Source organism: Pseudomonas sp. S49 (genome assembly GCF_009866785.1).
In the GTDB taxonomy this organism is placed as follows: Bacteria; Pseudomonadota; Gammaproteobacteria; order Pseudomonadales; family Pseudomonadaceae; genus Aquipseudomonas.
Genome location: NZ_CP019432.1, coordinates 3,740,768 through 3,759,822 on the forward strand (window position 1 = coordinate 3,740,768; position 19,055 = coordinate 3,759,822).

Below are 19,055 nucleotides of genomic sequence, written 5' to 3' on the forward strand. Positions count from 1 at the left end.
GACGCTCCGCGTCACTGGACGCAGAGCGTCCCTAGAGGCATTCCCACGCAGAGCGTGGGAACGATCAAGCCTGCTCGCTAACCGGTTATTTTTTCCCGGGCAATACCGAGCCGAGCACCTGCTTGGCGGTTTGCATGATCACCCCGGCCTCATCCGGATCGCCCTTGAGCAACGTCGTGGCAAACTTCTTCGCCTGTTCAAGCTTGATGTGCGGCGGCAAGGGCGGCACGTTCGGGTCAGTCTTGAACTCGATCACCACCGGCACTTCCGAGGCCAGTGCCTTTTCCCAGGCAGCGGCGACGTCTTCTTCGCGATCGACAAAAATGCCCTTCAGGCCGATAGAAATGGCGAACAAGTGATACGGCACGTCAGGAATGCTTTGCGAGGCTTCGAACTTTGGATCGCCCTCCATCACCCGCTGCTCCCACGTCACCTGATTGAGGTCCTCGTTGTTGAACACCGCGCAGATCCACTTGGGGCTCGCCCACTGGCGCCAGTACTTGGCGACTGTAATCAGCTCGGCCATGTTGTTCATCTGCATCGCACCGTCGCCCACCAGTGCGATCACTGCACGCTCGGGGTAGGCGAATTTGGCGGCAATCGCGTAAGGCACCGTAGCGCCCATGGACGCAAGTCCGCCGGACAATGAGCACTGCATGCCACGGCGGATTTTCAGGTCACGGGCAAACCAATTGGCGCACGACCCCGAATCGCTGGTGACGATTGCCTCATCGGGCAGGCGCGGCGACAGCTCATACAACACCCTTTGCGGGTTGACCGGGTCGGCTTTGACCATCGCGCGTTTTTCCAGGGTTTTCTCCCAGCTCCCGCGCCAGCCTTCGACTTTCTTGCGCCATTTGTTCGAGGTTTTCTGTTCGAGTAGCGGCAACAACGCCGCGAGGGTTTCCGCCGAGTCGCCGACCAGATTGACTTCCATCGGATAGCGCAGGCTGAGCATGTCGGGCTGCAAATCGATCTGCACGCCACGGGCCTGACCCTCCTTGGGCAAAAACTCCGCGTAGGGAAAGCCCGAACCGATCATCAGCAAGGTGTCGCATTCGTTCATCAGCTTGTAGCTCGGTTCAGTGCCGAGCAGGCCTATGCTGCCGGTGACCCAAGGCAAATCGTCCGGCAGCGCGGCTTTACCCAACAGCGCTTTGGCGACGCCGGCGCCGAGTTTTTCCGCCACCGCGATGACTTCATCAGTCGCTTGCAATGCCCCGGCGCCAACCAGAATCGCGACCTTTTCGCCCGCGTTCAAAACGTCGGCGGCACGCTGCAGATCGGCGTCATAAGGCAACACTTTGGGTTTCGTATAACCCACACCGGAATGCGCAGTGCCATGGGCGCGCGCGGGTGCTTCGTATTTCAGATCCTGCAAATCGTTGGGCAGAATCAGCGCGGTCACCCGACGCTCACCCACGGCCGTGCGCACTGCACGGTCGAGCAGATGCCGAACCTGCGAAGGCGCTGACGCTTGTTGCACGAATGCTCCGGCGACATCCTTGAACATCGACACCAGATCAAGCTCTTGCTGATAGTGACTGCCCAGCGCGGTGCGTGCTTGCTGGCCGACGATGGCCAGCACCGGCATGTGATCCAGGCGCGCATCGTAGAGGCCGGTGATCAGGTGCGAAGCGCCGGGGCCGGAAGTGGCGATGCACACACCCAACTCGCCAGTGAACTTGGCATGCGCCGAGGCCATGAACGCGGCCATTTCTTCATGGCGTGCCTGGATGAATTCGATTTTCCCCTTGGCCCGGCTGAGCGCGCCGAACACGCCGTTGATGCCGTCACCCGGATAGCCAAAAATCCGCGTGACGCCCCATTGGCTGAGCCGCTCAACCAGAAAATCTCCTACGGTCATCGTCATCTTGATCCTCGTCTTTCTCCGCTGCATGAAACTGTCCCGGCAGAACATCCGCCGTGTGCTGTAAGGGTCTGGACAGTCGGCTTGTCGGCGAAGTTTCGATTGATTTCCCTGAACCGATCCTTGTTTGCGCACCAAACCGCCAGAGCGGCACAATGCGCGCTTCGATAATCGCAAGGACAAAAGACATGGATTTCCCCGCAGCATGGCGCAGCCAATTTGCCGGTGCGGCCATTGAACAGCAGACCATTGGCGAGTCGCGCGCTGATGTATGGCGGATTACACCTGCCGGGGCGGCGCCGCAGTTCGTCAAAACCGAACAAGTGATGACTTGGGGCGAGTTGCCCGGTGAAGTGCAACGCTTACGCTGGATGGCGACTCAGGATTTACCGGCGCCGCGTGTGCTCGACACCACCACCCAAGCGCAACACAACTGGCTGTTGATGACCGCCGTGCCAGGTCGGGATCTTGCCAGCAGCGAGCACCTTTCGCCGGAGCAGATCGTCGCGCTCGCGGCGCAGGCATTGCGCACATTGCACGCGGTGGCGATCGACAGTTGCCCGTTCGATCACAGTCTGGAGCAGAAGATCACACGGGCCCGCGAACACCTGCTCGCCGGATTGATCGACGAAGAAGACTTCGACGATTCGCGCATTGGCCAATCCGCCGAAGCCGTGTTCCAGCAGATGCTCGCCGTACGCCCCGAGCACGAAGATCTGGTGGTGACTCATGGCGATGCATGCCTGCCCAACCTGCTCGCCGCCAATGGCCGCTTCAGTGGGTTTGTCGACTGTGGACGACTGGGCGTCGCTGACCGTTATCAGGATTTGGCGCTGGCCGCCCACAGCATCACGGACAACCTCGGCGCGCAGTGGCTGCCGCTGTTTTTCGAGGTCTATGGTGTGGAACCGGATCAGCAGCGGATCGCCTTTTATCAGTTGCTCGACGAGTTTTTCTGAGGCACCCCACAAAACCTCTCGGTCTGCGGTGAGGCCATTCGCGAGCAGGCTCGCTCCCACAGGGAATCGCGGTCTAAATGTGGGAGCGAGCCTGCTCGCGAAGACGTCAGAACAGTCACTGCTGAGACGGGGCCTTTCAACAATGCGGATGCACCGTCCACGCCACCAGTTTGATCACGATCGGCCGCACGACCAGGATGCACAGAAACGCCACCGGCATCGCCAGCTTGTAGGCGTGTAAGGCATTACTCAGGTAGTCGTTATCAATGCCCGAGTTGGCGGCAGTGATCACCAGCGACATCAGAAAGGCCATGATCGTCGCCATGTACAACGCAAACACATACGGCGTGGCACGCGGCGCCAGCTTGCGGCGACCGATGATCAAGGCTTCGGCGTTGGTTCTTTGATTCATATGGCTTTTCCATCCATTGACAGGGAGACCGCACGTTAGCAAAGCCGACCCAGCGCAACTAGACGCTCAACCGCAGGTACTTTATAAAGCAGATCTTACGAATCCACCCTCGGCAGGACATGGATGAATCTGTTAGCGGCGATTGCCAGTTTTATCAAAGTGGTCGAAGCCGGCTCGATTGTCGGCGCCGCCAAAATTCTCGGCGTCAGTGCAGCGGCGGTCAGCCAGACGATCAATCGACTGGAAGCGCACCTCGGCGTACGCCTGTTGCAACGCACCACGCGCAGCATGGCGCTGACCGAAAACGGCGCGGTGTACTACGAGAAAGTCCGGCGCATCGCCGCCGATCTGGAGGCCGCGCAAAGCTCGATCAGCCACGATGAAACCGAGTTGCAAGGCCGGCTGAGCATTGCCTCCACCTCAGCGTTCGGCCGCCATGTGCTGGCATCCCTGATCGCCAGTTTTGGCGCACTGCACCCGCGCCTGCTGATCGAACTCTCGACCACCAATGGCAAGATCAACCACATCCAGGACGGCATCGATCTGAGCCTGCGGATCACGCCGCAACTTGAGGACGGCATCGTCGCGCGCAAGATCGTTTCACTGCCCTTTATCATGTGCGCCGCACCGGCCTATCTTCAGCGCGCTGGGTGGCCGAAATCGCCGGATGATTTGCAAAACCATGCCTGCCTGGCCTTTCGTTATCCCTTGGACGGGCGTTTTCTGCGCTGGAGTTTTGTTCGCGACGGCCAGCGTTTCGACGCCCCTATCAATGCCACCGCCATCAGTGATGACATCGATGCCCTGGCGCAAATGGCTGTGCACGGCGCCGGGGTCACGCGACTGGCGGAGTTTGTTGCGGCGCCTTACCTGGCGAGCGGGCAATTGGTGCCGCTGTTTGAACACAGCGTCGTCCAGCCCATGGACATCTACGCCTGCGTACAGGAACGCGCGGCGATGACGCCCAAGGTCAAAGCCTTTCTGGACTATCTGACGGCGCATCTGGCCACGCGCTGGCCAATGGAAAATGTTTAAGACGCAGGGCTCAAAGAGGCTCGCTGAAGCGCGCGAAATCAGTCAAAGTCCACCTCGCCCATTCGGCCCATCACGGAAGATAAAAACAATGAAAAAGTCTCTCGGCGCGCTGCTTCTGATCAGCTTGAGCAGTCACGCATTCGCTGACGCTCAACCCGTTGGTTTCCAGTACGCCACGCTGGCGGATCCGCGCAATGAGCGCTCGGTGGAAATGGTCGTCTGGTACCCGAGTGCGGCCACCGATGCGACGCCGCAATTGTTCGGCGACAACCCGGTATTCGTCGGCGCCCCTGCGGTGCTCGACGCCCCAGCCGCCAAGGGCGAGCATCCATTGGTAGTGCTTTCCCACGGCAATGGCGGAAGCTGGATCAACCAGACCTGGCTGGCCAGTGCGCTGGCGCATCAGGGTTACATCGTCGCGGCAGTCAACCATCCCGGCACCACCAGCCGCGATCGCAGCCCACAAGCCGCCTCTCAGTTGTGGCAGCGCCCCGTCGACCTCAGCCGCGCCATCGACGCGGTGACGGCGCAACCGGAAAAATTCGGCGCGGTGGCCAAGGATCGCATTGCCATCGTCGGCCATTCTCTCGGCGGCTGGACCGTGCTCGAAGCCGGAGGTGCACGCTTCGACCCCGAGCGCTTTGCCGAAGACTGCAAAGTCCATCCGCAACTGGCCAGTTGCACGGCGTACCTACAGATGAACACTGCAAGCACTGCGCAATCGAAAGCCCGACTGGCCGCCGATTGGCGCGACAAGCGCGTCAATGCCGTTGTTTCACTGGACCTGGGTCTTTCGCGCGGAATGACCGATGCAAGCCTGGCAAACTACCCCGTGCCGATCCTGGTGATCGCTGCCGGCGTACCATCGAAAGAGCTGCCTGCTCAACTGGAATCCGTCGACCTCGCCAAACGCCTGCCAAAAACCTCATCGCGTTTCGTCGAGATCAGCGACGCTAGTCACTTCAGTTTCATGGCAATCTGCAAACCTGGCGCCGTGGCCATGCTCGACGAGGATGTACCGGGCGACAGCATCATCTGCACCGATGGCGAGGGCGGCCGCCCACGCACAGAGATCCAGCAACAGGTGATTTCCCTGATTACCGGGTTTCTGGCGCCTTCACCTGACCGCTTGAAACCAGCCATCACTTACCAGGATCCCCGATAACAATGCTCACGCCCTCCCCTCAGACCTTCCGGGGCAGCTGCCTGTGCGGAGCGGTGAAATACCAGATCCGTTCACGGCCCAAAGCGCTTTCGCACTGCCATTGCAGCCAATGCCGCAAAAGCCACGGCGCAGCGTTTGCCAGCTATGGCAGCGTGCTGCGCCAGAACCTGGAACTGCTGGAGGGCGCCGAACAGCTCAAGGCCTATCAGTCTTCGCAATCGGTACAGCGCCAGTTTTGCCTGAACTGCGGCTCGTCGCTGTTCTGGGCAAACAGTCAGGGTGAGTACCGCGACTGGATTTCGGTAGCCCTGGGCACGCTGGACACAACGTTCACCACGGAAAAACAGCAGCACGTCGAAGTGACGTCGAAGGCGCCGTGGTTTGAAATCAAGGATCAATGGCCGCAGCGCTGAGCCTGAAAGATTCATTCGCCAGACGTTGCTTCACCCTTTGGAAACGCGAGATCAGATGAAACTCTCAAAAAAAGCGGCTTTCCCTGCGCTGGTAATGGCCGCGATACCTGTCATTGCGCTGCAGATGTTTCTGTATGACGCCGAAATAACCATGGCGCAGGCATCAATGGGCAGCGTGCCTGTTCAATTGATCGCAGAAATACTGATCACCATCGCCACTCATCTGTTTGTCATCCTGATGGTGCCAATGCTCTTGATCGCCTACAGGAAGTACCTCGCCGGCTATGCAGTGCTTGGCCTGTCCCTCGCTGCCTACACCCAGATGACCACAGGGCTGGGTGTGATCGGGCCGATGATCGCCGTCATCGCCGTCTCGATCCTGGGGTTTTATGGCTTCAGAAAAGCCAGCGAATGGGTACGTTATATGCGCGCGAAATGAATGACGCGGCCGCTCAATCGCACAGCAGATCACCGTCGAGCTGACGCGAGCAAGCGCTCATTGCTTCGCTCAGCCATGTCCTGAAGGCTGTGCTATTGGCGCAGTTCTCAAACGGCCGTGGTGATTTGGCCAGTCTCAGTGCCGTGGGCAATTGCAAGCACAGAAATCCATCGCGCTCTGGAACAGGAAGCGGGTTCTGTGGTGTCCTGTCCATTCTCAGCAGGTATTTTTCCACTCGCCAACGATGAGGCCCCTTACATGAGCAAAGCGCCGTACGTTCCGCCCCAGGTCTGGAAAAACGAAGCCCCGTCCGGTGGCCAGTTCGCCAGTATCAATCGGCCGATTGCCGGGTCGACCCATGACAAGACCCTGCCGGTGGGCAAGCACCCGTTACAGCTGTATTCACTGGCCACGCCCAACGGCGTCAAAGTAACGATTCTGCTGGAAGAGCTGTTAGCGCTGGGGCACAACGCTGCCGAGTACGATGCGTGGCTGATCCGCATTGGCGAGGGCGATCAGTTTTCCAGCGGGTTTGTCGAGATCAACCCGAACTCGAAAATCCCGGCGCTGCTGGATCGCAGCGTCGAGCCACCGATCCGTGTGTTCGAATCGGGTTCGATCCTGCTGTATCTGGCGGAAAAGTTCGGTGCCTTTCTGCCGAAAGACCCGGCCGGCCGTAGCGAAACGTTGAACTGGCTGTTCTGGCAGATGGGCGCAGCGCCTTATCTGGGCGGCGGCTTCGGCCATTTCTATGCGTATGCGCCGGAGAAGATGGAGTACCCGATCAACCGCTTCACCATGGAAGCCAAGCGGCAGCTGGATGTGCTTGATCGACGTCTGGCCGAAAGCACTTACCTGGCGGGTGACCGTTACACCATCGCCGACATCGCGGTCTGGCCGTGGTATGGGCAACTGGTGCGCAACAATGTCTATTCCGCCGCCGAATTTCTCGCGGCTCACGAATACACGCATGTGCAGCGCTGGGCAGAGGAGATCGCCCAACGGCCGGCCGTCATTCGCGGGCAACGCGTCAATCGCACGTGGGGCGATGAGGCGACTCAAGTGCCCGAGCGGCACCAGGCCGAAGATCTGAACTGAGCCCTTTTCACCTCACGCTCATCCGCTGAGCGTCCCCCATCAGCAGCGCCGGCGCAGTTTTTTTTGCGCCGGGCCGCTGCGCTTTGATTCACCCCTCGCACGCCCCCGAAAACTCCACTTCCCTGCCAATCCCTCGGGGTAGAGCCTCCGGTCAATTGTGAAAAATTCATTAACTAACTGAGCCGTACGGCTTTCTTCACCCGGAATGATCTGACACACTAATGCGAATAATTCCTACAAGCACTCGCACTTAATTCGTTTTCGTATCATTTGGGGAAGCAGATTGATGTCGTTTCACACCCTACACCGCCGCGCAGACCTCTCGCCCAACCTGTTGGCGCTCGCCATTTGCATGGCCAGCGTCGCACCTGCACTGGCCGATGAAACAACGCCCGCCACGCCTGAAAAAGCCGCGGCGACCGGCACGCTGGAGCTGGACGCGACCGAAATCGGCGCCACCCAGATGAGCAGCACCACCGAAGACACCCAGTCCTACACCACTGGTCCGATGCGCACAGCGACCAAACTGTCGCTGACCATGCGCGAAACGCCTCAGGCGGTGACGGTGATTACCCGTCAACGGATGGACGACCAGAACATGACCAGCATCAACGACGTGGTGAAAGGCACGCCGGGGTTGTTCCTCAGCCAGGCCAGCGGCCCGGGCCGGCAGACCTACAGTTCGCGCGGCTTCGACATCGACACCATCATGTACGACGGCCTGCCGAGTTCGTACTCACCGTTCTCGATGGCGGTGCAACCGAACCTGGCGATGTTCGACCGCGTCGAAATCGTCCGTGGTGCGACCGGCCTGGTCACCGGTGCCGGCAACCCTTCGGCGGCGATCAACCTGGTGCGCAAACGCCCGACGGCCGATCAACGCGTGACCCTCACCGGTGCCGCCGGCAGTTGGGATGACTACCGTGGCGAGATCGACGCTTCCAGCCCGTTGAACGAAAGCGGCACCTTGCGTGGTCGCGTGGTCAGCTCCTATCAGGGCGCCGACAGTTTCCGCGACAAAGAAGAGAACGACCATGGCCTGTTCTACGCCATCGGTGAAGCCGACCTGAGCGACAGCACCACCGCGACCCTCGGTTTCTCGCGGCAGAATGAACAAACCAACTATTTCTGGGGCGGCCTGCCGATCGGCACCAATGGCCATCACCTCGATCTGCCCCGCTCTACCTACCCGGGCACCGATTGGGAAAACCGCAAGCTGCAAATCGACACCGTGTTCGGTGAAGTGGAACATCGTTTCGACAACGACTGGAAACTGCACGTTGCCGGCTCGACCTCAACCCTCGACGGCGAGTTCTCCGGGACTTACCTGTCGCGTTACGCCGGCCCGCTGGAAACCACGGCCTATCAATCCCATCACACTGACAAGCAGCGCTCGCTCGATGTGTTCGCCAGTGGCCCGTTCGAAGCGTTCGGCCGCAGCCACGAACTGGTCGTCGGCGCCAGCAACCGGGTGTATGACGCGACCACCAAGGAATACGACCCGTACACCACCGCCTGGCCGATTGGCGCACCCAAACCTGACTTCGTGCGGGACGGCAAAACCCGCAACGTCACCACCCAGGATGCCGTGTACCTGACCACCCGCCTGAGCCTGGCCGATCCACTGACGCTGATCCTCGGCGGCCGTCTCGACTGGTATGACTACGATGACCGCTCCGGCGATGGCGACAACAAGGTCACCCGCAACCTCACCCGCTATGCCGGCCTGATCTACAAACTTGACGACCACCACTCGGTGTACGCCAGCTACACCGATATCTTCACCCCGCAGACCCAGAAGGATCTCGGCGGCAAAGTGCTCGACCCGATCGTCGGTGAAAACTACGAAGTCGGCATCAAGGGCGAGTACTTCAACGGCGCCCTCAACGCCAGTCTGGCAGTGTTCCAGATGGACCAGACCGGCCGTTCCACTCTGGCCGACAACCAGTTCGGCTGCCCGGTCATGACTTGCTACAACTCATCGGGCAAGGTGCGCAGCCAAGGCGTCGATATGGAATTGCAAGGCGCCCTGACCGACAACTGGCAGGTCGGCGCCGGCTACACCTACACCCGCGCGCACTACATCAAGGACGAAAATCCGGCCAACAACAATCAGCGTTTCGAAACCGACACGCCAGAGCATCTGTTCAAAGTGTCCACCGTGTACCGCTTCCAGGGTCCGCTGCAACACCTGCGCGTGGGTGGCAACGTTTACTGGCAGAGCCGCATGTACAACGATGTCGCCCTCGCCAATAACGGTAGCTACCGCCTGGAACAGGGTGGCTATGCGGTCACCGACCTGATGGCCGGGTACGAAGTCAACAAACACCTGGATCTGCAGGTCAATGCGAACAATATCTTTGACCGCGTCTATTACTCCGCGATTGGCTCCAATGTCACGTGGGGCTCCAACGATAACTATGGCAACCCACGCAGCTACATGCTGACTGCCAAGTACAAGTTCTGAGTTACAGACGATCAATTGCGCAACCAATACCAAGGGCGCCCGGAAATCCGCGGCGCCCTTGTTTTTTCCGCCCGCCGCATTAGTCATGAACGGCAATACCAGATAGTCTCTAAGCGAACTCATCTCGAAGCATCGCCCATGACCAACCCGGACTTTGCACCCGACATCGAAGCCATTCGCAGTATTGACTCGGTGCCGGTCATCCTGAGCATGGTCAAACACCTCACCGGCATGCGTTTCGCCGCGGTGGCACGGGTCACCGAAAGCAACTGGGTGGCGTGCGCCGTTGATGACTCGATTGATTTCGGGCTCAAACCCGGTGGCGAACTGGTGCTCGAATCAACCATCTGCCACGAGATCCGCCAGCATCAGCAGCCGGTGATCTTCGGTCATGCCAGTACGCACCCGGTCTTTTCGCTGCACCACACGCCGAAAACCTATGGGCTGGAAAGCTACATTTCCATTCCCATCGTCAAAGCCAACGGCGAGTTCTTCGGCACGCTGTGCGCCATCGACTCGGTCCCGGCCAATATCGATGAACCGGCCATTACCAAAACACTCACCTTGTTCGCTCAATTGATCGCCATGAACCTGGACACGCACCGTCATCTGGAAGCGACCCAGATCGAGCTGAACAACGCCAATGAACTCGGGCGCCTGCGCGAGCAGTTCATCGCCGTACTCGGCCATGACCTGCGCACACCTCTAAGTGCGGTGCGCATGAGCGCCGACTTGCTGGAAAGCAAAACCGAAGACAAACGTTCGCTCAACCTGATTGCGGCGATTCGCAACAGCTCGGTGCGCATGGGCGTGTTGATCGAAAACATCCTCGACTTTGCCCGAGGACGACTGGGCGGCGGAATTCCGGTGCAGCGCAAGCTGGTGGATGACTTGCAGCACACCCTGCAATTGACCCTTGCCGAGGTTCAGGCGTCCCATCCGCAGGCGAATTTCATCCATGAACTGGATGTGCCGGCAGGCGTCTATTGCGATGCGCTGCGGATCAGCCAGTTGCTTTCCAATCTGCTGGGCAATGCGGTTACCCACGGCTCGAACAGCACACCGATCGTCCTCAAAGCCTGTGCAGAAAACGACGAGATCGTGATTTCCCTGACCAATCAGGGCACACCGATTTCAGCGCAGCTGATGCCGCTGCTGTTCGAACCCTTCTCCCGCGCCGAAGCCGGGCAACGTTGCGAGGGCTTGGGACTGGGGCTTTACATCGCCTCGCAGATAGCGATGGCACACAACGGCACTTTGAGCGTGACCTCAAGCGCCGAGTCGGGAACCTGCTTCGTGGCGAGATTCCCGGCCCGGTTCAAATGGGTTTAAGCGGTCTGCCGACGCATCGTCAGAATCGCCGCGCCAAAACCGATAAACGTAGACCCGACCACCCGGCTGACCCAACGGGACAACGCCGGACGAGTCAACACGCCCTTGGCCCGCGAGGCCAGCGCGGCATAAACGCTCAGTGACGACACCGACAACGCCATGAAGATCGAGGTCAGGATCAGAAATTGCGGCAACAGTGCGGCGCCCTGATCGATGAACTGCGGGAACAACGCGGTAAAAAACATCGTCGCCTTGGGATTGGTCACCGCCGTCAGAAACGCCGACTTGTACAGCTTGCCGCGAGTCGGCCGCCCCTTGCTCGCCTCCCCCTCGATAGCCTCCGGGAGCATCGGGCCTTTCTTGAACAGCTGCTTGACGCCGAGGTAGAACAGATACCCGGCACCGATGATCTTCACTGCGTTAAACAGGATTTCCGAGCTGGCCAACAACGCCCCCAACCCCAACATCGCCGCCGCCGACAGACAGAACAGACCGCTGGCATTACCCAGCGACGACCAGATCGTGCTGCGCTGCCCATGCGCGAGACTGTTATTGATCGCCATCAGCGTCGCCGGTCCCGGGCTGGCGATGGCAATTGCGGCGACCAGAGTGAAGGTCAATATCGAGTGAGAATCCATTTTCGCTACTCGCAAGGTTGAAGTTGCCGCATCTTACAACAACCGGCTGCATAGCCCAGATCAAAAGCCCCTCACCCTAGCCCTCTCCCCGAGGGAGAGGGGACTGACCGAGGTAATTTTTAGAAATACACCGACGTGGAATATCGAGCTGGATTCAAGCTCAGTAACAGATCAGACCAAAAGCCCCTCACCCTAGCCCTCTCCCAAAGGGAGAGCGGACTGACCGAGGTGATTTTTAGAAATACACCGACGTGGAATATCGAGCTGGATTCAAGCTCAGTAACAGATCAGACCAAAAGCCCCTCACCCTAGCCCTCTCCCAAAGGGAGAGGGGACTGACCGAGGTGATTTTTAGAAATACACCGACGTGGAATATCGAGCTGGATTCAAGCTCAGTAACAGATCAGACCAAAAGCCCCTCACCCTAGCCCTCTCCCAAAGGGAGAGCGGACTGACCGAGGTGATTTGCGAGAAATACACCGACGTGGAATATCGAGCTGGATTCAAGCTCAGTAACAGATCAGACCAAAAGCCCCTCACCCTAGCCCTCTCCCAAAGGGAGAGCGGACTGACCGAGGTGATTTGCGAGAAATACACCGACATGAAATACCCAGTTGAACTCAAGACCGAACCAGATCAAAAGCCGAACCCCCTGCTCCTCACCACTCAACAGGATGAGCGTTAGCTCGGCTGCCGCTCTTGAACTTGATTCACGGGCGACGTCGGAAGGCTGAGTGGAGGGATTGATCCGGGCGTGGGAGCGCAGCGACCGTTTGGCGCAGCCAAACACAGCGAGAGGAGGTGCAGCGAAGCAAACCGTAGGCGCTGCGCCCGGATCGATCACGGAGCGAAGGAACCCCGAGCCCCAGCGAGCGGGCCGCACGCAGGAGCAAGCGTTTTTTGCTTACTTTTTTTGGCGTTTGAAAAAAAGTGAGTCGCCGTAAGGGCGAAACCGTAATAAGCCATCACCGCAGCAACGGATATTCACAAAGAACACCCCGAGCATGGTCGGCCCATAGGCCGCCAAGCCCAAACAAAAAAAAGCCCCGCAAACCGAATGAAAGGCGCGGGGCAAAAAATTGGTTGGTTGCGGCCAACCAAAGGAGCTCAGTCAAATACGTACAAAAGCGAAAATCAGATGCAATCCTGCGCAGCCCGCTCAAAACTCGAAGGCAAAAGATTCGAAGCCAACAAATGCCGCTCGTAGATAAACACCTTGCCGCCATTGCCAGCCTTGTAAGCCTCAAGCACGTTGTCAGCCGAAACCTTGCTCGGCACCACAATCCGGTAACTACGCTGAGTCTGCGAAACCGTCGGGTTCAACGCACTGCCCTGCAACTTCGGCACCACGCAATCAGCGTATTGCGCAGGCGTCTTGCTGGTCTGCAAGGTCAGGCTCGGATTGTTCGGCGCCGAAGCGCAACCGGCGAGCAGCAAGGAAGCAACAGCCATGGCAGGCACGAATAAAAGACGCATCGGTGTCATCCTGAAAATAAAGGTTCGGTTCAACCGGCAACGGTTCAGCCTCACGGAGCCGCCGTCGCCATTTATGTTTTAAGTGTTCAGCTCGACGCCACCAGCGCCTTGAGCGACACATCGAATTGCCTCAAAGCGTTGAGTTGCAGGTCACGCTGTTTGTCGATCTGCGCGGCAATGGCCGGCGCCGCCTGGTTATGCACCCACACCGAAGGCAGCTGTTTCTCGACGGCACCTTCAGCCTTGCCGATGTATTGCAGGTCGGCGTCGTAGAAACGTGCGGTGAAGCGCGCTTCGACCAGGCTGTTTTGCTGCGTCAGCAAGCGATTGAAGGTGTCGAGCTTCACCACCACGTCGGGATGCGCCTGTACCAATGCGTCGAGGTTGTCGTAAACGGTCACCGACAAGAACTGTTGTTGCAGCGAACTCACCAGCCAGTCGATGGCCAGTTCCGGATCGGAGCTGCTGACGAAGGCTTCACGAATCCGCGAGTCGAGCGCATCTTTCGCGCCGTTGACCGCCATGTCGTGGTAACGCTCAAGGTATTGCAGGTTGTCCAGGGTGTTCTCGCTGAGCAACACGCCGACGGTTTGCGAATGCTGCAATGTCGCGCTGCTGCCGGTGAGAGTCTGGAAGTGACACGACCCGGCGTCGGCTGCGAACGTCGGTGCAGTGAAGAGTGCTCCGCCCGTCAGCAGGGCGACCATAGCCAGTCGGGTCAATGTGTTCATCGCGCAAATTCCTTGAGCTGCGTGTTCGATGGAGGCGATTTTCCGCCGATTGCCGACAAAGCAGAACTTGCGTTTCTTGATGGTCACTATTACTTCTAGCAATAGTTGCGCGACGTGCAGACTGATACACACTCAATACAAGTAGAAAAAGACCCATGAGGAACCTTCCTTGAGAACGTTTGACCTGATCCGAGACGCCGTTCTGCCCGACTTCCGCGAGCGCGTGGCCGAGTACCTGGTCCAGTACGAAAGCATATTGCTGGACAAAAACCTCACCGACCCGCAACTGATCACAGACACCGCCAATCAGTTACGCGGTTACCTGCGCGGGCTGAACACCACCCGCGTGCTGGGTATGGCTTATTGGGAAGAACTGGATCGTCGAGTCGTCGACACCTGGCTCGCGCCGGAGCAATGACCGATCCGCGCAGTGGTTGGGGCGGCGGCGAGCAACCGCGACCTCCCCGCTGCCAGTGGTCTGCGCGGCAACGCGACCTCTGCGAAAAAACCGCCCGAACGCTTACAATCGCCGGTCTCACTGCCAATCAGACAGGCGCATCAAGAAATGCCGCTCGACCCACCTACGATGTTGACCATTTCCATCGCCCTCGCAGCCGCCGCCGCGCTGTATCTGGCGATCGAATGGCGCAGCATTCGTGAGCCATCGCTACTGTTCTGGAGCGCCGGTTTCGCCACCATCACCGTCGGTTCCACCCTGGCCCTGCTGCGCAGCAGCGGCTTTCTGCTGATCGGCATCTGGTTCGCCAACGGGCTGCTGGTGACCGCGCATTTCCTGTTCCTGCTCGGCGTGGCGCGCTTCACCCAGATACGCCTGTCGTCGGCCTGGTACCTGATCTTCGTGACCTGGCTGGTCATGCTGTTGTTGCCGGACGGGCCGCTGTGGTCGAAGGTGATGCTGGCGGCCAATTCGTTGCTGGTGGCGCTGTCGACCCTCAAGGCCAGCTCGCTGCTGCGCCCCCACGGCAAATCGTTGAGCGTCGGCGCGGTGCAGTTGCGCTATGTGCTGCTCGGTCACGGGATTTTCTACGTGGCCAAAGCCCTGACCGTGGTGATCCCCGGCACGCTGATCGATCTGGCGGCGTTTCGTGGCGAGATCATCCAGATTTCTCTGGTCGAGGGCGCGATGGCAATCATGTTGATCGCCTTGTCGATGACCGGCACCGAACGTTACCGCCGGGAAAAACAGATCGCCCGGCTTGCCGAGCGCGATCCACTGACCGCTTTGTACAACCGCCGCGCACTCGAGAAACGTGCGCCGCGCCTGCTCGAACAGGTATCGCCCGAGCATCCCGGCGCCCTGCTGCTGATCGACATCGACAACTTCAAACTGGTCAACGACCAGTACGGTCACACCGCCGGCGACCGTTTGCTGATTGCCCTGAGCGAGATGATCCGCTCGGTGCTGCCGCGTAATGCGCTGACAGCCCGTTTGGGTGGTGACGAGTTCGTCATTCTGCTCAACAGTGCTTCGAGTGAGCGCGTCATGGAACTGGGCAACACGCTGCGCGAGCAGTTTCTCAGCACCACTTCGCAGACATTCCCCACCACTGCCGCCGTCACCCTGAGCATCGGCGCCAGCCTGTTCGACAACCCGCCCGCCAACCTGACGGCACTGATCGAACAAGGCGACGCCGCCCTCTACGAATCGAAACGCGGCGGGCGCAATCGCTTGCGTCTAACCGGGCTCACCACTCCAGGATAATAAAAACCATGTCCAGCCTCGATACGCCTCTGCAAGACCTCGCCGCGCCCGAAGGCGTTTGCTACGGCTGCGGCGGCCGCAACCCGCACGGCCTGCACGTCAAAAGCCATTGGCACGAAGACGGTGTGCACGTGATTGCCGAACACCTACCGGAGGCCAAGTACTGCGGCTGGCCGGATCTGGTCTACGGTGGCCTGATCGCGATGCTGGTCGACTGCCATTCCAACTGGACAGCGATGGCTTACCACTATCGGGCAGAAAACCGCGAACCTGGCAGCCTGCCGCGCATTGACTGCGTCACCGGCAACCTCGGCATCAAGTTCATCAAGCCGACACCGATGGGTGTGCCGCTGGTTTTACGGGCGAAAGTCGAAGGTGAAGTCGGGCGCAAGACGCGGGTGATTTGTGAAGTGTTTGCCGGTGACGTCCTCACCGCCGTGGGTGATTCGGTGTTTGTGCGAGTGGATACCGGGCAATTGGCGAATGCGGCGCATGGGCGGAAAAGCCAAAGCCCCTCACCCTAGCCCTCTCCCAGAGGGAGAGGGGACTGACCGAGGTGTTTGGTTGAAATACGCCGACCTGAAATATCGGATCGAACTCTGGTTTTGAAAAGCTCACAGATCAGCTCCCTCTCTTCAGGGTGAAGGGACTGACCGAGGTGTTTGGTTGAAATACGCCGACCTGAGATATCGAGCCGAACTCGGGTTTTGCAAAATCCTCACCTCAGCCCTCTCCTTGGGGAAAGGAGACTGACCGAGGCGTCTGGTTGAAATACGCCGACCTGAGATATCGAGTCGAACCAGGATTTTGAAAAGCCCACAAATTAGCTCCCTCTCCTAGGGGAGAGGGCTGGGGTGAGGGGTGAATTCACCACCGAACCCAATGTGAAACAGGCTTAAACCTGTTTCACATTCGCCCGCGCCGTATGCAGCTTTTTATAGCTCTCGATCAAACGCAAATGCCGATCCAGCCCTTCCAGCTTCATGCTGGTCGGCGTCAAACCGTAGAAACGCACGCTGCCGTTAACCGAACCAATCGCCGCATCCATACGCTCGTCGCCAAACATACGACGGAAGTTAGCCTCGTAGTCTTCCAGTTCCAGATCCTCGTCCAGCTCCATCTCCAGCACCACGTTGACCGCTTGATAGAACAAGCCGCGCTCGACGGTGTTGTCGTTGTATTGCAGGAAAGCCTCGACCAGGTCTTTGGCCTGTTCGTACTTTTGCAGGGCGAGGCAGATCAGCAAGCGCAGTTCCAGAATCGTCAACTTGCCCCACGGCGTGTTGTCGTCGAACTCGACGCCGATCAGTGTGGTGATCTCGGTGTAATCGTCCTGCTCGCTGTTTTCCAGGCCTTGGGCGAGGTTGCGCAGGCCGACTTTGCTCAGGTTGTGCAGGTTGAGGATGTCGGCACGGAACTGCAGGGCCTTGTTGGTGTTGTCCCAGATCAGGTCTTCGACCGGGTAGATTTCCGAGTAGTCCGGCACGAGGATGCGGCAGGCCTTGGCACCGATGTGCTCGTAGACCGCCATGTAGACCTCTTTGCCCATGTCTTCGAGGATGCCGAACAGCGTCGCGGCTTCTTCGGCGTTGGAGTTTTCACCCTGGCCGGAGAAGTCCCACTCGACGAATTCGAAGTCCGGTTTGGCACTGAAGAAGCGCCACGACACCACACCGCTGGAGTCGATGAAGTGCTCGACGAAGTTGTTCGGCTCGGTAACCGCCTGACCGGAGAAGGTCGGCTGCGGCAAGTCGTTCAAACCTTCAAAGCTGCGCCCCTGCAGCAATTCGGTGAGGCTGCGTTCCAGCGCCACTTCCAGGCTCGGATGCGCGCCGAACGAGGCGAACACGCCGCCCGTACGCGGGTTCATCAAGGTCACGCACATCACCGGGAATTCACCGCCCAACGACGCGTCCTTGACCAGCACCGGGAAGCCCTGCTCTTCCAGGCCTTTGATGCCGGCAAGGATGCTCGGATACTTCTCCAGCACTGCTTGCGGCACGTCCGGCAGGGCCATTTCGCCTTCGAGGATTTCACGTTTGACCGCGCGCTCGAAGATCTCCGACAGGCACTGCACCTGCGCTTCGGCGAGGGTGTTGCCGGCGCTCATACCGTTGCTGAGGTAAAGGTTTTCGATCAGGTTAGACGGGAAGTACACCACTTCATTATCCGACTGGCGCACAAACGGCAGCGAGCAGATGCCGCGCTGGGTGTTGCCGGAGTTGGTGTCGAACAGGTTCGAGCCACGCAATTCGCCGTCACGGTTGTAAATTTTCAGGGTGTAGTCGTCGAGAATCTCGCTCGGCAACTCGTCTTTCGGGCCCGGTTTGAACCATTGTTCGTCCGGGTAGTGGACGAATTCCGCGTTGGCGATTTCTTCGCCCCAGAACTGGTCGTTGTAGAAGAAGTTGCAGTTCAGGCGCTCGATGAACTCGCCCAATGCCGAGGCCAGTGCACCCTCTTTGGTCGCGCCCTTGCCATTGGTGAAGCACATCGGCGAATGCGCATCGCGAATGTGCAGCGACCAGACGTTAGGCACGATGTTGCGCCACGAAGCGATTTCGATCTTCATCCCGAGGTCGGCGAGAATGCCCGACATGTTGGCGATGGTCTGCTCCAGCGGCAGGTCCTTGCCGGCGATGAAGGTGCCTGCGTCGGAACCGGCCACCGGCATCAACAACGCCTGAGCATCGGCGTCGAGGTTTTCGACTTCTTCAATGATGAATTCCGGGCCGGTCTGCACGACCTTCTTCACCGTGCAGCGGTCGATCGAGCGCAGGATGCCCAAACGATCTTTCTCGGAAATGTCCGCCGGCAACTCGACCTGGATCTTGAAGATCTGGTTGTAGCGGTTTTCCGGGTCGACGATGTTGTTCTGCGACAGGCGAATGTTCTCAGTCGGAATGTTGCGGGTGTCGCAGTACAACTTCACAAAGTAAGCCGCACACAACGCCGACGATGCCAGAAAGTAGTCGAACGGCCCCGGTGCCGAGCCATCGCCCTTGTAGCGGATGGGCTGATCGGCGATCACCGTGAAGTCGTCGAACTTGGCTTCAAGTCGAAGGTTGTCGAGAAAGTTGACCTTGATTTCCATGCGGGATTACCAGAATACGGCTAAACGAATGGCGGCCATTATCCGGTTTTTGCGCGGGAAGTCTTGCCCTTTCGGGATTGGCCGCTGATCGGCGTCCTGCACTTGGGAAGACAAATCACGCGGGGTTCACTACGCTTTCAGAGCAGTCGCCGAGAACAATCTGAACATTGCGCCCACGCCGTGGTTCTAGATTCAGAAGACAG

The 19,055-nt window shown here is 59.1% G+C and carries 17 protein-coding genes; 11 read left to right on the forward strand and 6 right to left on the reverse strand.

The features are described 5' to 3' along the window. Positions 1 to 85 precede the first annotated feature (85 nt). Positions 86 to 1,873 carry a thiamine pyrophosphate-requiring protein gene (locus PspS49_RS16465; RefSeq protein ID WP_160040442.1) on the reverse strand — a complete coding sequence of 596 codons (1,788 nt, stop codon included), beginning with the start codon at positions 1,871 to 1,873 and terminating at the stop codon, positions 86 to 88. 185 nt (positions 1,874 to 2,058) lie between these two features. Here PspS49_RS16465 and PspS49_RS16470 point away from each other — a divergent pair, with 185 nt between their 5' ends. Then, positions 2,059 to 2,829: an APH(3')-II family aminoglycoside O-phosphotransferase gene (locus tag PspS49_RS16470; protein ID WP_160040445.1), complete on the forward strand. Its 771-nt coding sequence runs from the start codon at positions 2,059 to 2,061 to the stop codon at positions 2,827 to 2,829. 136 nt (positions 2,830 to 2,965) lie between these two features. Here the strand turns inward: PspS49_RS16470 and PspS49_RS16475 are convergent, their stop codons facing one another. Next, positions 2,966 to 3,241, reverse strand: coding sequence for a DUF2798 domain-containing protein (locus PspS49_RS16475; protein WP_127928222.1), 276 nt, complete (start codon positions 3,239 to 3,241; stop codon positions 2,966 to 2,968). Positions 3,242 to 3,364: 123 nt separating this feature from the next. Between PspS49_RS16475 and PspS49_RS16480 the strand changes: the two genes are divergently transcribed. The 7 genes from PspS49_RS16480 to PspS49_RS16510 all read left to right on the forward strand — a co-directional run bounded on the left by PspS49_RS16480 (position 3,365) and on the right by PspS49_RS16510 (position 11,190). After that, positions 3,365 to 4,276 (forward strand): LysR family transcriptional regulator, encoded by a 912-nt coding sequence (locus PspS49_RS16480; protein ID WP_160040448.1) that lies wholly within the window; start codon positions 3,365 to 3,367, stop codon positions 4,274 to 4,276. A gap of 88 nt (positions 4,277 to 4,364) precedes the next feature. Further along, a complete protein-coding gene (locus PspS49_RS16485) occupies positions 4,365 to 5,441 on the forward strand; it encodes an alpha/beta fold hydrolase (protein WP_160040451.1) in 1,077 nt (358 codons plus the stop codon). A 2-nt stretch (positions 5,442 to 5,443) separates the two neighbouring features. Next, positions 5,444 to 5,854: a GFA family protein gene (locus PspS49_RS16490; RefSeq protein WP_160040454.1), complete on the forward strand. Its 411-nt coding sequence runs from the start codon at positions 5,444 to 5,446 to the stop codon at positions 5,852 to 5,854. Continuing rightward, positions 5,823 to 6,293, forward strand: a complete 471-nt coding sequence (locus tag PspS49_RS16495) for a hypothetical protein (RefSeq protein ID WP_160040457.1) — start codon at positions 5,823 to 5,825, stop codon at positions 6,291 to 6,293. Before PspS49_RS16490 ends, PspS49_RS16495 begins: the two co-directional genes overlap by 32 nt. Before the next feature lie 258 nt (positions 6,294 to 6,551). Beyond that, positions 6,552 to 7,391 (forward strand): glutathione-dependent disulfide-bond oxidoreductase, encoded by an 840-nt coding sequence (gene yghU / locus PspS49_RS16500; protein ID WP_160040459.1) that lies wholly within the window; start codon positions 6,552 to 6,554, stop codon positions 7,389 to 7,391. 286 nt (positions 7,392 to 7,677) lie between these two features. After that, a complete protein-coding gene (locus PspS49_RS16505; protein WP_160040462.1) occupies positions 7,678 to 9,858 on the forward strand; it encodes a TonB-dependent siderophore receptor in 2,181 nt (726 codons plus the stop codon). A 138-nt stretch (positions 9,859 to 9,996) separates the two neighbouring features. Beyond that, on the forward strand, positions 9,997 to 11,190 hold the full coding sequence (locus PspS49_RS16510; protein ID WP_160040465.1) for a GAF domain-containing sensor histidine kinase: 1,194 nt from the start codon (positions 9,997 to 9,999) through the stop codon (positions 11,188 to 11,190). On the opposite strand, the gene PspS49_RS16515 is transcribed toward PspS49_RS16510, so the two are convergent. The 3 genes from PspS49_RS16515 to PspS49_RS16525 all read right to left on the reverse strand — a co-directional run bounded on the left by PspS49_RS16515 (position 11,187) and on the right by PspS49_RS16525 (position 14,035). After that, the gene (locus PspS49_RS16515; protein WP_127928239.1) at positions 11,187 to 11,828 is read right to left on the reverse strand and encodes a LysE family translocator; all 642 of its coding nucleotides are present in this window, start codon (positions 11,826 to 11,828) and stop codon (positions 11,187 to 11,189) included. The genes PspS49_RS16510 and PspS49_RS16515 overlap by 4 nt on opposite strands. A gap of 1,134 nt (positions 11,829 to 12,962) precedes the next feature. Then, on the reverse strand, positions 12,963 to 13,304 hold the full coding sequence (locus PspS49_RS16520; protein ID WP_122598452.1) for a hypothetical protein: 342 nt from the start codon (positions 13,302 to 13,304) through the stop codon (positions 12,963 to 12,965). Between the two features lie 86 nt (positions 13,305 to 13,390). Further along, entirely contained in the window at positions 13,391 to 14,035 is a 645-nt protein-coding gene (locus PspS49_RS16525) for an ATPase (protein ID WP_160040468.1), read from the reverse strand. 169 nt (positions 14,036 to 14,204) lie between these two features. Between PspS49_RS16525 and PspS49_RS16530 the strand changes: the two genes are divergently transcribed. The 3 genes from PspS49_RS16530 (at position 14,205) to PspS49_RS16540 (ending at position 16,282) form a co-directional block, all read left to right on the forward strand. After that, positions 14,205 to 14,453 carry a hypothetical protein gene (locus tag PspS49_RS16530; RefSeq protein WP_127928245.1) on the forward strand — a complete coding sequence of 83 codons (249 nt, stop codon included), beginning with the start codon at positions 14,205 to 14,207 and terminating at the stop codon, positions 14,451 to 14,453. A 147-nt stretch (positions 14,454 to 14,600) separates the two neighbouring features. Continuing rightward, positions 14,601 to 15,758 (forward strand): GGDEF domain-containing protein, encoded by a 1,158-nt coding sequence (locus PspS49_RS16535; RefSeq protein ID WP_150751032.1) that lies wholly within the window; start codon positions 14,601 to 14,603, stop codon positions 15,756 to 15,758. Positions 15,759 to 15,766: 8 nt separating this feature from the next. Beyond that, on the forward strand, positions 15,767 to 16,282 hold the full coding sequence (locus tag PspS49_RS16540) for a PaaI family thioesterase (protein WP_160040471.1): 516 nt from the start codon (positions 15,767 to 15,769) through the stop codon (positions 16,280 to 16,282). 371 nt (positions 16,283 to 16,653) lie between these two features. Here the strand turns inward: PspS49_RS16540 and PspS49_RS16545 are convergent, their stop codons facing one another. Further along, the gene (locus PspS49_RS16545; RefSeq protein WP_160040474.1) at positions 16,654 to 18,852 is read right to left on the reverse strand and encodes an OsmC domain/YcaO domain-containing protein; all 2,199 of its coding nucleotides are present in this window, start codon (positions 18,850 to 18,852) and stop codon (positions 16,654 to 16,656) included. Positions 18,853 to 19,055 lie beyond the last annotated feature (203 nt).